This window comes from Pseudomonas sp. Pseusp21 (assembly GCF_059492145.1).
In genome coordinates this window covers 5,534,399-5,549,797 of sequence record NZ_CP168520.1, presented here as the reverse complement: position 1 = coordinate 5,549,797, position 15,399 = coordinate 5,534,399, and the positions used below count along the sequence as shown (strand labels likewise).

Below are 15,399 nucleotides of genomic sequence, written 5' to 3'. Positions count from 1 at the left end.
ATTGCAAAACAAACTTATATATCTGAAAGAAATGAGGAACTTAAGCCGTGGGCCTGAGCTCTTAAGGCCAGTAGTTATTTTCCATAAGGAGAAACACCCCATGCGTAAGACTTTAGCTATTGCCTTGATGTTGACCGCTTCCCTCGGTCTCGCTGCCTGCGATAAAAAATCCGAGGACAAAGCTCAAGATGCCAACCAACATGCTGAACAAGCTCAGCAAGACATGAACAAAGCTCAGGATAAAGTGAACGACGCAGCGAAAGAAAACGCCGAAGCTGCCAAAGCTCAGGCCGAATCGAACGCTGCAGCGCAAGAAGAAGCTGCCAAGAAGCAATAAGCCGCTTCTCGACAGCCCAAAAGAAAACCCGCCAAGTGCGGGTTTTCTTTTGCCTGTGGTTTTTGTCCATGCCGTCTTAGAGCAAGACAGTTCTAAAAGTCGGACTAATCATCAGCAACAATGAACACACTAAGCCGACCAGCCAGACCAGACTGCGCAGCTTGGGAATATCCGCCAGGTAGAACCACAAATAGAAAATCCGTGAGATCACGAAGATGATCGCCAATGTATCGATCAGCCATCCCGCTGTCTGCGTGGTATGCGCCATCAGCACGCCAACGGCGAACAGGATGAACGCTTCGATGCTGTTCTGGTGGGCCGCCAGCGCCCGGGCCCCGTAACCGGTGAGTTGCGCCTGCTGCTGACGCGGCAGGTGGTTGTTGTAACCGCCCTGCTCTTTCATGGCCTTGCCGACCGGCATACGCGCCACGTAGATCAACAATGCACTGATAAACACACACCAGAACGGAATACTCATCAAGCAGCCTCTTTGTTCGCTTCGGGCAATGGCGCCTCTGTAGGGGTATAGACCATTACATCGAGCACGTCGGAATGAAACTCCCGGCGATACAACACGAGTACGACGCCTGCGCTCATCAACATGAACAGCCACGGACTGACGAACCACGCCAGCATGCTCATCCCGAAGTAATAGGAACGCAGACCGAAGTTGAACTGGTTGGCCGCCATCGAAATCACCCGAGCCGCCCGCGAGGCGAACGCCTTGCGCTCCTGCTCCGAGACTTGCCGCTCACCGATCATCGGGGCCGAGCCGACCAGAATCGCGGCGAAGTTGTACTGGCGCATGCACCAGCTGAAGGTGAAGAAGGCATAGACGAACACCAGCGCCAGGCACAGCAACTTGATCTCCGACATGCCCTGCGAGGCCTGTTGCACCATCGGAATATCTGCCAGCAATGACACCGCGCGCTCGGAAGCGCCGAGCACGGTCAGAATGCCCGCCAGGATAATCAGCGTGCTGGAGGCGAAGAACGAGGCGTTGCGCTCAAGGTTGCCGATCACGCTGGCATCGGCGATGCGGTTGTCGCGCAGCAGCATGCGGCGCATCCAGTCTTCGCGATACAGGTGCAGCACGCTGGCCAGGCACGCGGTGTCACGGCCCTTCCAGGTGGCATAACGGGTGTAACCGCCCCAGCAGATGACAAACCAGAGCGCGGCCAGCAGGTGGATCAGGTTGGCTTGGATGAACGACATGCAGGTCCTTTGATGATAGCTAGGCAAGTAGCAAGAAAAGTTTCCGCGCAAGCAATAACTTCATAGTTTTACCCTCGCGACATGAACCCAGCTTGGACGCCAGATGAGCGCAAAAGGCACCGCTTATTGAGAATTCTATTGGTCGTGTGCAATCAATAGCTGTCAATTCTGACAGGTGCAAGGTGGACTTCAGCCGAGTAACGTCATTGGAGAATGATCAACCGCCATCCCGGAGCACCAACCATGTCAAAACCAGCTCAGACACGCGCGAAAAAAAGTCGGAACAACCAAGGCTTTGATCCCACGTTTGGTGAAGATGGAGTTGCCTATGATTTTTCCCTCCCAGGGAGCAACACCCTTGATATTGTGGCACGACTCGACGAAGGCAAAATCTTGATGTGGGGAAGCGTCAGATGGGAGGATCGCCTGGACTTCCAGCTGGTTCAACTCCTGGAAAACGGCACCCTGGATACCGGATTCGCCAATAACGGAATATTCACCGGCGGCTTCAAGGATGGTGCTCCCGCGTTTCCATCTGGGGCTCAACGAAATGACGACGGCAGCATTATTCTGATCGGCACCCATTATGGTACTGATGCTCAGAATCAAGCCATCCTGCGCCTTCTTTCAGATGGAACTCGTGATCAAACTTTTGGTGATGACGGCGTAGTGATCGTCCCACCGATTGCGAATCCCAATGTATTGAGCCTGATAGCGATGTCGGCAAATACCTCGAACTCTCCCCTTTCCAACGTTGCAATCGGCCCTGATGGTGCAATCGTATTCACTTCATGGACACTGATCCAAAAATTCTCACACGACGGTTCTCCAGACTTATCGTTCAATGGCAGCGGCAGTCTGAACACCAATTACCGCATCGCAGCTGTGGCCGTATCGAACGACGGAAAGATCACCATTGCAGGCTCCACATTTGACTATGAGGGCCTCATCGCCCGCTACCACCCCAATGGAACACCCGACCAGGGATTTGGGCAGAACGGCGAAATCCGAATCCGAGTGGACGGCGTATACACAGGGTTTTCGAGCATGATGCTGAATCCGGATGGCGGCGTTATTGTCGCTGGATCGCGAGATCTGAATTCGAATGACGTCTGGGGGCGTGAGCGAAGAGGCGTAATTGCTTTTTACAACGCTAATGGCAGCCCCAACCTCGTTTTCAACGGAGGCAAGCCTGTGGTCAGTGAAGCGCCAACAGGAGAGGCCAACGCATGGAGCGCGATAGGTGGAAACACAATCAGTGGAATTGTTGTTGCAGGCCTGCTCGGTCTCAGGAGTTATGAAAGTTCGCTAGTCGCCCGATACGATGTGACAGGCAAACCTGATACCACCTTCGGAACCGCTGGATTTCAAGAAACGAATATCGGGTATGATCGAGAACTATGGGAGTCAGTCGTCGTGCAACCTGACAACAAAATCATTGCATCCGGCAACTGTCGCTACCAATTCAATACGGCTACCGTCGTCCGCTATCTCGCTACCAACAATAGTGTGTGAAATACAAAAAATGCCCCGCATCGATTGATACGGGGCATTTCTGTTTAATCGCTCGGCAGCCGCTTGTGGCGGCCCGGCAGTCTTAGGCGAGTGCTTCGGCGCGCTTGCCCAGCAGGCGGTCGCAAACCACGGCAACCACCAGGGTCATCACGCACGGCACCAGCCACGCCAGACCTTGCTCGCTCAGCGGCAGGTGGGCCAGTTGCGATGGCATCCAGTCAGCCAGACCGGCGCCTTTCAGGGCATCGATGGTACCGAACACAAACGACACCAACATTACCGGGCCCATGATGCGGCTCTGTTCATGCCAGAACGCCGCACAGAAGCTCAGGGCCACCAGCACGATGCACGGCGGGTAGATCGCGGTCAGTACCGGGATCGAGAACGCGATCAGCTTGGTCAGACCCAGGTTGGACACCAGCAGCGAGAACGCCGCCAGAATGATCACCAGAGTCTTGTAGGACAGCGGCAATACGCGGCTGAAGTATTCGGCACAGGCGCAGGTCAGGCCAACCGCTGTCACCAGACACGCCAGGGAAATCAGCACGGCGAGGAAGCCACTGCCCAGCGAACCGAAGGTGTGTTGCACGTAAGCGTGCAGCACCGCCGCACCGTTGGTCGCGCCCGCCGCCACTTCATGGCTGCCGGAACCCAGACGGAACAGGCTGACATACACCAGCGCCAGACCGACACCGGCAATCAGCCCGGCAATGATCGCGTAACGGGTGATCAGCGCCGGCGACTCGACGCCACGGGAGCGGATCGCGTTGACGATGACGATGCCGAACACCAGTGCGCCGAGGGTATCCATGGTCAGGTAACCATTGATGAAGCCCTGGGAGAACGGTGCCGCAACGTATTCCGGAGTGGCCACGCCGATGTCACCGGCCGGCAGTGCGAATGCGGCGATGCCGAGCACGGCCAGAGCGATGATCTTCAGCGGCGCGAGGAAGCGACCGACGGTGTCCAGCAGACGCCCAGGGTAGAGCGAAATGAAGAACACCAGCAGGAAGTACACCGAACTGTAGAGGAACAGTGCCAGCGGGCTCTCGCCGGTCAGCGGCGCCAGACCTACTTCAAAGGAGACGGTCGCGGTTCGCGGGGTGGCGAACAATGGGCCGACGGCCAGGTAGCAAGCCGCTGCCAGTACGCCGCCAGCGATCTTGCCGATCGGGCTGCTCAGGGCGTCCATTGCGCCACCGACCTTGGCCAGTGCGACCACGGTGACCACCGGCAGACCGACCGCCGTGATCAGAAAGCCCAGCGCCGCGATCCAGACGTTAGGCCCGGACTGCAAACCGACGATAGGCGGGAAGATGATGTTGCCGGCCCCGACGAACAGGGCGAATGTCATAAAGCCAAGTGCCAGGATGTCCTGACCTTTCAAAACTTTCATTAAGGAAATACCACACTACTGAATCGGAATTTAGAGGGGGATTTCCCTGTGGGGTTAGGGAAATGCTGTCAATCCGTATAAGACTGACCCGTTTAGCGCGTTGCATGCCTTGTGGGCGGCAGACGCAAAATGGCGGCTAGCCTAACGAATTTGCCCGACAAACGCACTGTTAGAGGGCGAACTATCCGATACGCGACGTTTCTGTGTCGCTTTTTTGCATGTTATTGGGTGAGTGCTTATAAAATTGCCATCGTCCACCCGAACGCCAGAAACGACAAAGGCCACCCGAAGGTGGCCTTTGTTGCTGGAGCAGAGAAGTCAGCCGAAGCTTACTTCTTCACTTCCCAGCCAGTCAGCTCGGCCAGGGCCTTGCCGATGTCTGCCAGCGAACGCACGGTTTTCACGCCTGCGTCTTGCAGAGCAGCGAATTTCTCGTCTGCAGTGCCTTTGCCGCCGGAGATGATTGCGCCAGCATGGCCCATGCGCTTGCCCGGAGGAGCAGTCACACCAGCGATGTAGGAAACAACCGGCTTGGTCACGTTAGCCTTGATGTAGGCAGCCGCTTCTTCTTCAGCCGAACCGCCGATCTCGCCGATCATGACGATCGCTTCGGTCTTCGGGTCTTCCTGGAACAGCTTCAGGATGTCGATGAAGTTCGAACCCGGGATCGGGTCACCGCCGATGCCGACGCAAGTCGACTGACCGAAACCGGCGTCAGTGGTCTGCTTCACAGCTTCGTAGGTCAGGGTGCCGGAACGGGAAACGATACCGACCTTGCCTGGCAAGTGAATGTGACCTGGCATGATGCCGATCTTGCATTCGCCTGGGGTGATCACGCCTGGGCAGTTAGGGCCGATCAGGGTAACACCCAGCTCGTCGCACTTAACTTTGGCGTCCAGCATGTCCAGGGTAGGAATGCCTTCGGTGATGCAGACGATCAGCTTGATGCCGCCGAAAGCTGCTTCCAGGATCGAGTCCTTGCAGAAAGGAGCCGGAACGTAGATCACGCTGGCGGTGGCGCCAGTGGCTTCTACAGCTTCTTTCACGGTGTTGAACACAGGCAGGTTCAGGTGAGTGGTGCCACCTTTGCCTGGGGTCACGCCGCCAACCATTTTGGTGCCGTAGGCAATGGCTTGTTCGGAGTGGAAAGTACCCTGCGCGCCGGTGAAGCCCTGGCAGATTACTTTGGTGTCTTTATTGATCAGGACGCTCATTACTTGCCCTCCGCAGCTTTAACGACTTGTTGAGCAGCGTCGGTCAGGCTGGTAGCAGCGATGATGTTCAAACCGCTTTCTGCCAGTACTTTAGCGCCCAGTTCAGCGTTGTTGCCTTCAAGACGAACAACAACCGGGATTTTCACGCCGACTTCTTTCACTGCACCGATGATGCCTTCGGCAATCATGTCGCAACGAACGATGCCGCCGAAGATGTTAACCAGTACTGCAGCGACATTGCTGTCGGACAGAATGATCTTGAAAGCTTCGGTCACGCGTTCTTTGGTAGCACCACCACCTACGTCGAGGAAGTTGGCTGGCTTGCCGCCGTGCAGGTTGACGATGTCCATGGTACCCATGGCCAGGCCGGCACCGTTCACCATGCAGCCGATGTTGCCTTCCAGTGCTACGTAGTTCAGTTCGAACTTGGCAGCGTGCGCTTCGCGCGGATCGTCCTGCGACGGATCGTGGAAAGTCTTCAGCTTGGGCTGACGGTACATTGCGTTGGCGTCGATGTTGATCTTGGCGTCCAGGCAGTGCAGATCGCCGTCAGCCTTGATCACCAGCGGGTTCACTTCCAGCAGAGCCAGGTCGTGATCCTTGAACAGCTTGGCCAAACCTACGAAGATCTTGGCGAACTGAGCAACCTGCTTGCCTTCCAGACCCAGCTGGAATGCCAGCTCGCGACCCTGGAATGGCTGAGCGCCAACCAGTGGATCGATAGTGGCTTTCAGAATTTTTTCTGGAGTGTCGTGAGCGATTTTCTCGATGTCCACGCCACCTTCGGTGGAAGCCATGAACACGATGCGACGGCTCGAACGGTCAACGACAGCGCCCAGGTACAGCTCTTTAGCGATATCAGTGCACGATTCAACCAGGATCTTGGTGACTGGCTGGCCGTTGGCGTCAGTCTGGTAAGTCACCAGACGCTTGCCCAGCCACTGCTGTGCGAAGGCTTTGGCGTCTTCTTTGCTGCGAACCAGCTTGACGCCGCCCGCTTTACCGCGACCACCGGCGTGAACCTGGGCTTTGACAACCCACTCGTTGCCGCCGATTTTGTCGCAAGCTTCTGCTGCTGCTTCCGGGGTGTCTACTGCGAAACCAGTGGAAACTGGCAGGCCGTATTCAGCGAACAGCTGCTTACCCTGATACTCGTGAAGATTCATGCTTTTTACCGTCTTCGTTAGGTACTGCGCATTCGGCGCTGCGCTCTTTATGAGTGCCGCGCCACCTGTGACTGCTGCTTGCGTAGCTGAGCTACGCAAGGCTGCGTCCAGCGGACATTCCGCGGTGAGTCTTGCACGCAAGGCTCACGACGGGCCGTACCGCCGTGGTTTCTTATTGTGTCTTAACGCTTCTTGCGGTTGGCAATGTGGATGGCGCCGCCATTCACTGCCAAAGCTGCTTCGTGCAAGGCTTCAGACAGGGTCGGATGGGAGAAAACCATCATGCCCAGGTCTTCAGCGCTGGTGCCGAATTCCATACCGATCGCGCCCTGCTGAACCAGTTCTGCAGCGCTCGGGCCAATCACGTGCACGCCCAATACGCGGTCAGTCTTGGCATCGGCGATGACCTTGACGAAACCACCGGTATCGTTGGCGGCCATGGCACGGCCGGATGCTGCGAACGGGAAGGTGCCGACGTTAACTTCAACGCCTTCAGCTTTCAAGGCCTGCTCGGTTTTACCGACCCATGCGATTTCCGGGTGAGTATAAATAACCGAAGGGATCAGGTCATAGTTCATCTGGGCCTTGTGGCCCTTGATGCGCTCGACAACCATGATGCCCTCTTCCGAGGCTTTGTGAGCCAGCATCATGCCGCGAACCACGTCACCGATGGCGTAAACGCCCGGTACGGTGGTGGCACAGTGATCGTCAACGTGCACGAAACCGCGCTCGTCCAGGGTCACGCCGCTGTCGGCAGCCAGCAGATCAGTGGTCACCGGACGGCGACCAACGGCTACGATCAGCTTGTCGAAAGTGATGGTCTGTTCGCCGTTGGCGTCGGTGTAGTTCACAACGACTTCGTCGCCGTTCACTTTCGAGCCGGTTACGCGAGCGCCCAGTTTGATGTCCAGACCTTGCTTGGTCAGGGTTTTCAGCGCTTCCTTGGAAACCGCGGTGTCCGCCGCCATCAGGAAGGTGTCCAGGGCTTCCAGGACCGTCACTTCCGCACCCAGACGCGACCAGACCGAACCCAGTTCCAGACCGATCACGCCAGCGCCGATCACGCCCAGACGTTTAGGTACGGATTGGAATTCCAGAGCGCCGGTCGAATCGACGATGACTTTCTGATCCACCGGAGCCGGTGGAATGTCGATCGGACGCGAGCCTGGAGCCAGAATGACGTTTTCGGCTTCGATGACTTCAACCGAGCCGTCCGGCTTGGTGACTTCGACTTTCTTGCCGGCCAGCAATTTGCCGTGGCCCTGGATCGAAGTAACGCCGTTGGCCTTGAACAGAGTGGCAACACCACCGGTCAGGTTCTTGACGATGCCAGCCTTGCGGCCAACCATCGCAGCGACGTCCATTTTGACTTCGCCGGTCGAGATACCGTGGACGTTGAAGCTTTCTTTCGCTTCCTTGTATTTCCAGGAGCTGTCCAGCAGCGCCTTGGAAGGAATGCAGCCTACGTTCAGGCAGGTGCCGCCCAGGGCTTGCTTGCCTTCAGCATCGGTGTACTTCTCGATGCAGGCAGTGCTCAGGCCGAGTTGCGCGGCCTTGATAGCTGCCACGTAGCCGCCAGGGCCCGCACCGATCACCACTACGTCAAATTTCTGCGACATTCAAAAAATCCTCTTTAGCGAAAAGCTTCAAGCCACAAGCTTCAAGCCAAGCCGCCCTTTCTTGCGGCTTGTTGCTCGAAGCTTGCAGCTGCTTCTATCAGATATCCAGCAATAGACGAGCCGGATCTTCCAGCAGGTTCTTGATGGTCACCAGGAAGGTTACAGCTTCTTTGCCATCGATCAGACGGTGATCGTAGGACAGTGCCAGGTACATCATCGGACGGATCACGACCTGACCGTTGATGGCCATCGGACGCTGGATAATGTTGTGCATGCCCAGAATCGCTGCCTGCGGCGGGTTGACGATCGGGGTCGACATCATCGAACCGAAAGTACCACCGTTGGTGATGGTGAAGGTGCCGCCGGTCATTTCGTCCATCGACAGTTTGCCGTCACGAGCTTTCTTGCCGAAGGTGGCGATGCCGCCTTCGATTTCAGCCAGGCTCATGTGCTCGGCGTTACGCAGAACCGGAACTACCAGGCCACGGTCGCTGGAAACAGCGACACCGATGTCGGCATAACCGTGGTAAACGATGTCGTTGCCGTCGATCGAAGCGTTGACCGCCGGGAAGCGTTTCAGCGCTTCGGTGGCAGCCTTCACGAAGAACGACATGAAGCCCAGGCGTACGCCGTTGTGGGACTTCTCGAACAGGTCCTTGTACTTCGAACGCAGGGCCATGACTTCGGTCATGTCGACTTCGTTGAAAGTGGTCAGCATCGCCATGTTCGATTGAGCTTCAACCAGACGCTTGGCAACGGTGGCACGAACGCGGGTCATCGGAACGCGCTTCTCGATGCGGTCGCCAGCGGCGAACACAGGAGCGGCGGCGGCCGGAGCAGCAGCCTTGGCAGGCGCGGCAGCCGGAGCGGCTTTCTTGGCAGCAACGGCTGCAACCACGTCTTCCTTGGTCACGCGACCGCCCTTGCCGGTGCCGGCAACGGAAGCGATGTTGATGCCGTTCTCTTCAGCCAGCTTGCGCGCGGCAGGAGCAGCGATCGGGTCGTCTTCGCCATCAGCGGCAGCAGGTGCAGCGGCAGCAGCGGCCGGAGCAGCAGCGGCAGCCGGAGCGGCGGCAGCAGCGCCGCCTTCAACGATGGAGCCCAGGACTTCGTCGGACAGGACGGTGTCGCCCTCGCCCTTGACGATTGCGCCCAGCACGCCGTCGGCGGTAGCCAGCACTTCCAGTACGACTTTGTCGGTTTCGATGTCGACGATCAGTTCGTCACGCTTGACGGCGTCGCCCGGTTGTTTGTGCCAGGTGGCAACGGTGCCATCGGCAACCGATTCCGGGAAAGTGGGGGCTTTGATCTCGATAGCCATTATCTGTGGTTCCTTAAATTCGGTTTCAGGTGCGCGAAGGCGTTAAACGGTAAACGCGTCTTGCAGCAGTTGTTCCTGCTGCTCGGCGTGCATCGATGCGTAACCACATGCTGGGGCAGCAGAAGCCTCACGGCCCGCGTACTCGAGTACGAGAGATTTGTTGAGGTTGCTGATGCTGCGACGCAGGTGGTGCTGGCTGCAGTACCAGGCGCCCTGGTTCATCGGCTCTTCCTGACACCACACGGCCGCTTTGGCATTGGTGTAAGGAGCCAGGACTTCTTTCAAGTCGTCCTCAGGGAATGGGTACAGCTGCTCGATACGCACGATGGCGATATCTTCGCGGCCTTCGGCACGACGTTTTTCCAGCAGGTCGTAGTAGACCTTGCCGCTGCACAGAACAACGCGCTCGACCTTTTTCGGGTCCAGGGCATCGATTTCCGGGATAACGGTCTGGAACGAACCTTCGGCCAGATCTTCCAGGGTCGAGATGGCCAGTTTGTGGCGCAGCAGCGACTTTGGAGTCAGAACGACCAATGGCTTGCGCAGCGGGCGAATCACCTGACGGCGCAGCAAGTGGTAGATCTGGGCCGGGGTGGTCGGCATGCACACCTGAATGTTGTGCTCGGCGCACAGCTGCAGGTAACGCTCAAGACGTGCCGAGCTGTGCTCAGGGCCCTGACCTTCGTAGCCGTGCGGCAGCAGCATGGTCAGACCGCAGAGACGGCCCCACTTGTGCTCGCCGCTGGTGATGAACTGGTCGATAACAACCTGTGCACCGTTGGCGAAGTCGCCGAACTGGGCTTCCCAGATCACCAGCGCGTTTGGCGTGGTGGTCGAGTAACCGTATTCGAACGCCAGTACGGCTTCTTCCGACAGGAACGAGTCGTACAGGTCGAAGCGTGGCTGACCTTCATACAGATGCTTGAGCGGAATGTAGGTACCGGCATCTTTCTGGTTGTGCAGCACAGCGTGACGGTGCGAGAACGTACCGCGGCCGATGTCCTGGCCAGTCATGCGGATCGGGTGACCTTCGAACGCCAGGGTCGCGTACGCCATGGTTTCGGCGTAACCCCAGTTGATCGGCAGGCCGCCGGCTTGCATCTTCTGACGGTCTTCGTAGATCTTCGCGACCTGACGCTGAACCACGAAGCCTTCCGGAATTTCCAGCAGCTTGGCGGACAGTTCCTGCAGGGTCTTGAGGTCGAAGCGAGTGTCGTGACGCGCAGTCCAGGCGTGGCCCAGATACGGACGCCAGTCGACGAACAGCTCTTTGTTCGGCTCTTTGACCAGCGATTTCACGACGTGCAGACCGTTGTCCAGCGCGTTGCGATATTCGTCGACTTTCGCCTGAACACGCTCTGCGTCCAGTACACCGGCCTGGGTCAGACGATCAGCGTACAGCTCACGGGTGGTGCGCTGCTTGGTGATCTGCTGATACATCAGAGGCTGGGTGCCGCTTGGCTCGTCGGCCTCGTTGTGGCCGCGACGACGGTAGCAGACCAGGTCGATCACCACGTCACGCTTGAACTGCATGCGGTAGTCGATGGCCAGCTGGGTCACGAACAATACGGCTTCCGGATCATCACCATTCACATGGAGGATCGGCGCCTGGATCATTTTCGCGACGTCGGTGGCGTACTCGGTGGAACGCGAGTCCAGCGGGTTGCTGATGGTGAAACCGACCTGGTTGTTGATCACGATGTGCACGGTACCGCCGGTCTTGAAACCGCGGGTCTGCGACATCTGGAAGGTTTCCATGACCACGCCCTGACCTGCGAATGCAGCATCACCGTGGATGGAGATCGGCAGAACCTTCTCACCGGTCGAATCGTTGCGACGGTCCTGACGGGCGCGAACCGAACCCTCGACCACCGGGGAAACGATTTCCAGGTGGGACGGGTTGAACGCCATGGCCAGGTGAACTTCACCGCCGGTGGTCATTACGTTGGACGAGAAGCCCTGGTGGTATTTGACGTCACCGGAACCCAGCTCGACCTTCTTCTTGCCTTCGAACTCGTCGAACAGCTCGCGCGGGTTCTTGCCGAAGGTGTTGACCAGTACGTTCAGACGACCACGGTGGGCCATGCCGATGACGACTTCCTTGGTGCCGTAGGAACCGGAACGCTGGATCAGTTCGTCGAGCATCGGAATCAGGCTTTCGCCGCCTTCCAGACCGAAACGCTTGGTGCCCGGGTATTTGGTACCCAGGTATTTTTCCAGGCCTTCACCGGCCGTCACGCGCTCGAGCAGGTGGCTCTTGATGTCCGCGGAGTATTCCGGACGACCACGCACGCTTTCCAGACGCTGCTGGAACCACTGGCGCTGCTCGGAATCGGTGATGTGCGTAAATTCAGCGCCGATGGTGCGGCAATATGTCTGCTGCAACGCTTCGTGAATTTCGCGTAGGCTCGCTTCCTCTTTGCCGATGAACAGGTCGCCGGCACGGAAGGTCGTATCAAGATCGGCATTGGTCAAGCCGTAGTGATTGATCGACAGGTCTGCAGGTGCAGGACGCTGCCACAGCCCCAGCGGGTCAAGCTGGGCTGCCTGGTGGCCACGCATACGGTAGGCCTGGATCAATCGCAGCACTTCAACTTGCTTCTTCTCGTGCTCACTGCTCACGCTGCCGGCGGAAACCGGTTGGGCGCGGCGCTGGTTCTTTGCCAGCAGCACGAAATGATCGCGAATTGTGGAGTGCGAAACATCGGTGGCAGAGCTGCCGTCGGCAGGCAGCTTCTGAAAGTAGGTGCGCCACTCTTCTGGCACAGCGTTAGGGTCGTGCAGGTAGAGCTCGTAGAGCTCTTCCACATAGGCAGCGTTTCCACCTGAAAGGTAGGCGCTGTTCCACATGCGCTGCATCACGCTTTCTTGCATGCTTGGTCACCCTCGGTTAGGGGAACACCATCGGTGCCGACACCGAGCAAGCTTGCAGAAGTCCGAATGCAGCGACCAAAACAAGCCACTTAGGATCACACTGATAGTCCGGGTACCAGCCCGGATGCCCCTGCTTGTCTCATTTCTTCAAAATAAGAGCCGCAGCTTATGGCTGCTGCTCTGGTTATAGCCATGGCGCGGGTTGAAGCCCGCGCCTAAGCCCTCTGCGGGTACAGCGGTTACAGCAGCTGAATCACACGCCGCTCGAAAGCAGCATGTTACGGATGTGACCGATGGCCTTAGTCGGGTTCAGGCCTTTCGGACATACGTTGACGCAGTTCATGATGCCCCGGCAGCGGAAGACGCTGAACGGGTCATCGAGGGACGCCAGACGCTCGGACGTCTTGGTATCACGGCTGTCTGCCAGGAAGCGGTACGCTTGCAGCAGGGCAGCTGGACCCAGGAACTTGTCCGGGTTCCACCAGAAGGACGGGCAAGAGGTCGAGCAGCAGGCGCACAGGATGCACTCGTACAGACCGTCGAGCTTTTCACGCTCTTCAGGGGACTGCAGACGCTCGATGGCCGGAGCCGGCGTGTCGTTCTGCAGGAATGGCTTAACCTTCTCGTATTGCTTGTAGAAGATGCTCATATCGACAACCAGGTCACGGATAACCGGCAAACCTGGCAGCGGACGAACGATCAGCTTGTTACCTTTGACGACAGCGGACAGCGGCGTGATGCACGCCAGGCCGTTCTTGCCGTTGATGTTCATGCCGTCGGAGCCACAGACGCCTTCACGGCAGGAGCGACGATAGGAGAAACCTTCGTCCTGCTCTTTGATCAGGGCCAGCACGTCCAGCACCATCAGGTCTTTACCACCGGTATCAACCTGGAATTCCTGCATGAACGGCGCAGCGTCCTGATCAGGGTTGTAACGATAAACACTGACTTGCAACATGGCGGTCACCCTTAATAAGTCCGGACTTTAGGTTCGAAAGTCGGAACAGTCTTCGGCGAGAAGTTCACGGCACGCTTGGCGACGCGTTTCTCACCCGGGAAGTACAGGGTGTGGCACAGCCAGTTTTCGTCGTCACGGTCTTCGAAGTCTTCACGGGCGTGAGCGCCGCGGGACTCTTTACGTACTTCGGCAGCGATGGCGGTCGCTTCAGCCACTTCCAGCAGGTTTTGCAGTTCCAGCGCTTCGATACGTGCAGTGTTGAACGCCTGCGACTTATCGTTGATCTTCACGTTGGCGATGCGCTTGCGCAGATCGGCCAGCTGGGCAATACCCTTCTGCATGTATTCGCCGGTACGGAATACACCGAAGTAGTTCTGCATGCAGCTTTGCAGCTCGCGACGCAGGGTAGCGACGTCTTCGCCGTCGGTACGGTTGTTCAGGGCGTTCAGACGTGCCAGGGCAGCTTCGATATCGGCTTCGGTAGCGTCGTCGTATTCAATGCCGTCGGTCAGCGCCTTCTCCAGGTGCAGGCCGGCAGCGCGGCCGAATACCACCAGGTCGAGCAGCGAGTTGCCGCCCAGACGGTTGGCACCGTGAACCGATACGCAAGCCACTTCACCTACTGCGAACAGACCAGGGATGATCTGATCCACGCCTTCGGCGTCCTGGGTGATCGCCTGGCCATGAATGTTGGTGGCAACGCCGCCCATCATGTAGTGGCAAGTCGGAACAACCGGAACCGGAGCAACCACCGGGTCAACGTGTGCAAAAGTCTTCGACAGTTCGCAGATGCCTGGCAGACGGCTGTGCAGCACTTCCTCGCCCAGGTGGTCGAGCTTGAGCATCACGTGGTCGCCATTCGGACCGCAACCGTTGCCGGCGATGATTTCTTTAACCATCGAACGGGCAACCACGTCACGGCCGGCCAGGTCTTTGGCGTTCGGAGCATAACGCTCCATGAAACGCTCGCCGTGCTTGTTGATCAGGTAACCACCTTCACCACGGCAACCTTCGGTAACCAGTACACCGGCGCCGGCGATGCCGGTCGGGTGGAACTGCCACATTTCGATGTCTTGTACCGGCACGCCAGCACGCAGAGCCATGCCGACGCCGTCACCGGTGTTGATCAGGGCGTTGGTGGTGGATGCATAGATACGACCTGCACCGCCGGTAGCCAGCACGGTGGCCTTGGCGCGGATGTAGGTGGTTTCGCCGGTTTCGATGCAGATTGCGATCACACCAACGAATTCGCCTTCCTGGTTTTTCACCAGGTCGACAGCGTAGTACTCGTTCAGGAACGTGGTACCGGCTTTCAGGTTGCCCTGATAAAGGGTGTGCAGCAGCGCGTGACCGGTACGGTCGGAAGCGGCGCACGTACGGGCAGCCTGCCCGCCTTTACCGTAATCCTTCGACTGACCGCCGAACGGACGCTGGTAGATACGGCCTTGCTCGGTACGCGAGAACGGCAGACCCATGTGGTCCAGCTCGAAAACGGCAGCCGGGCCTTCCTGACACATGTATTCGATAGCGTCCTGGTCACCGATGTAGTCGGAACCCTTGACGGTATCGTACATGTGCCAGCGCCAGTCATCGTTCGGGTCGGCCGAAGCGATGGCGCAGGTGATCCCGCCCTGTGCGGACACAGTGTGCGAACGGGTCGGGAAAACCTTGGTGATCACGGCAGTCTTGTGACCGCCCTGTGCCAGTTGCAGCGCCGCGCGCATGCCGGCACCGCCGCCACCAATAATGATGGCGTCGAAAGAAATCGTTGGAATGTTAGCCAT

Annotated in this window: 12 protein-coding genes; 2 read left to right on the top strand and 10 right to left on the bottom strand. The window is 58.0% G+C overall.

The features are described 5' to 3' along the window. Positions 1 to 100: 100 nt before the first annotated feature. Entirely contained in the window at positions 101 to 337 is a 237-nt protein-coding gene (locus ACEN93_RS25275) for a hypothetical protein (RefSeq protein WP_007959016.1), read from the top strand. Between the two features lie 76 nt (positions 338 to 413). Here the strand turns inward: ACEN93_RS25275 and ACEN93_RS25270 are convergent, their stop codons facing one another. Next, entirely contained in the window at positions 414 to 815 is a 402-nt protein-coding gene (locus ACEN93_RS25270; RefSeq protein ID WP_064594489.1) for an MAPEG family protein, read from the bottom strand. Beyond that, entirely contained in the window at positions 815 to 1,552 is a 738-nt protein-coding gene (locus tag ACEN93_RS25265) for a DUF599 domain-containing protein (RefSeq protein WP_011333121.1), read from the bottom strand. Before ACEN93_RS25265 ends, ACEN93_RS25270 begins: the two co-directional genes overlap by 1 nt. Positions 1,553 to 1,795: 243 nt before the next feature. Between ACEN93_RS25265 and ACEN93_RS25260 the strand changes: the two genes are divergently transcribed. Next, positions 1,796 to 3,067 carry an NHL repeat-containing protein gene (locus tag ACEN93_RS25260; protein WP_495610645.1) on the top strand — a complete coding sequence of 424 codons (1,272 nt, stop codon included), beginning with the start codon at positions 1,796 to 1,798 and terminating at the stop codon, positions 3,065 to 3,067. 82 nt (positions 3,068 to 3,149) lie between these two features. Here ACEN93_RS25260 and brnQ read toward each other — a convergent pair whose 3' ends face one another. From brnQ to sdhA, 8 genes are all read right to left on the bottom strand, one after another. After that, complete coding sequence (brnQ, locus tag ACEN93_RS25255; protein ID WP_039769790.1) at positions 3,150 to 4,463, bottom strand: branched-chain amino acid transport system II carrier protein; 1,314 nt, start codon at positions 4,461 to 4,463, stop codon at positions 3,150 to 3,152. Positions 4,464 to 4,792: 329 nt separating this feature from the next. After that, entirely contained in the window at positions 4,793 to 5,677 is an 885-nt protein-coding gene (sucD, locus tag ACEN93_RS25250) for a succinate--CoA ligase subunit alpha (RefSeq protein WP_011333119.1), read from the bottom strand. Then, positions 5,677 to 6,843 (bottom strand): ADP-forming succinate--CoA ligase subunit beta, encoded by a 1,167-nt coding sequence (gene sucC, locus ACEN93_RS25245; RefSeq protein ID WP_007959029.1) that lies wholly within the window; start codon positions 6,841 to 6,843, stop codon positions 5,677 to 5,679. Before sucC ends, sucD begins: the two co-directional genes overlap by 1 nt. A 182-nt stretch (positions 6,844 to 7,025) precedes the next feature. Next, positions 7,026 to 8,462 carry a dihydrolipoyl dehydrogenase gene (gene lpdA / locus ACEN93_RS25240; protein ID WP_011333117.1) on the bottom strand — a complete coding sequence of 479 codons (1,437 nt, stop codon included), beginning with the start codon at positions 8,460 to 8,462 and terminating at the stop codon, positions 7,026 to 7,028. A 97-nt stretch (positions 8,463 to 8,559) separates the two neighbouring features. Next, positions 8,560 to 9,783, bottom strand: a complete 1,224-nt coding sequence (odhB, locus tag ACEN93_RS25235; protein WP_039769789.1) for a 2-oxoglutarate dehydrogenase complex dihydrolipoyllysine-residue succinyltransferase — start codon at positions 9,781 to 9,783, stop codon at positions 8,560 to 8,562. A 42-nt stretch (positions 9,784 to 9,825) separates the two neighbouring features. Then, the gene (locus ACEN93_RS25230; RefSeq protein WP_039769786.1) at positions 9,826 to 12,657 is read right to left on the bottom strand and encodes a 2-oxoglutarate dehydrogenase E1 component; all 2,832 of its coding nucleotides are present in this window, start codon (positions 12,655 to 12,657) and stop codon (positions 9,826 to 9,828) included. 253 nt (positions 12,658 to 12,910) lie between these two features. Further along, positions 12,911 to 13,615, bottom strand: a complete 705-nt coding sequence (locus ACEN93_RS25225; RefSeq protein ID WP_007959035.1) for a succinate dehydrogenase iron-sulfur subunit — start codon at positions 13,613 to 13,615, stop codon at positions 12,911 to 12,913. Positions 13,616 to 13,626: 11 nt separating this feature from the next. Next, complete coding sequence (gene sdhA, locus ACEN93_RS25220) at positions 13,627 to 15,399, bottom strand: succinate dehydrogenase flavoprotein subunit (protein ID WP_011333114.1); 1,773 nt, start codon at positions 15,397 to 15,399, stop codon at positions 13,627 to 13,629.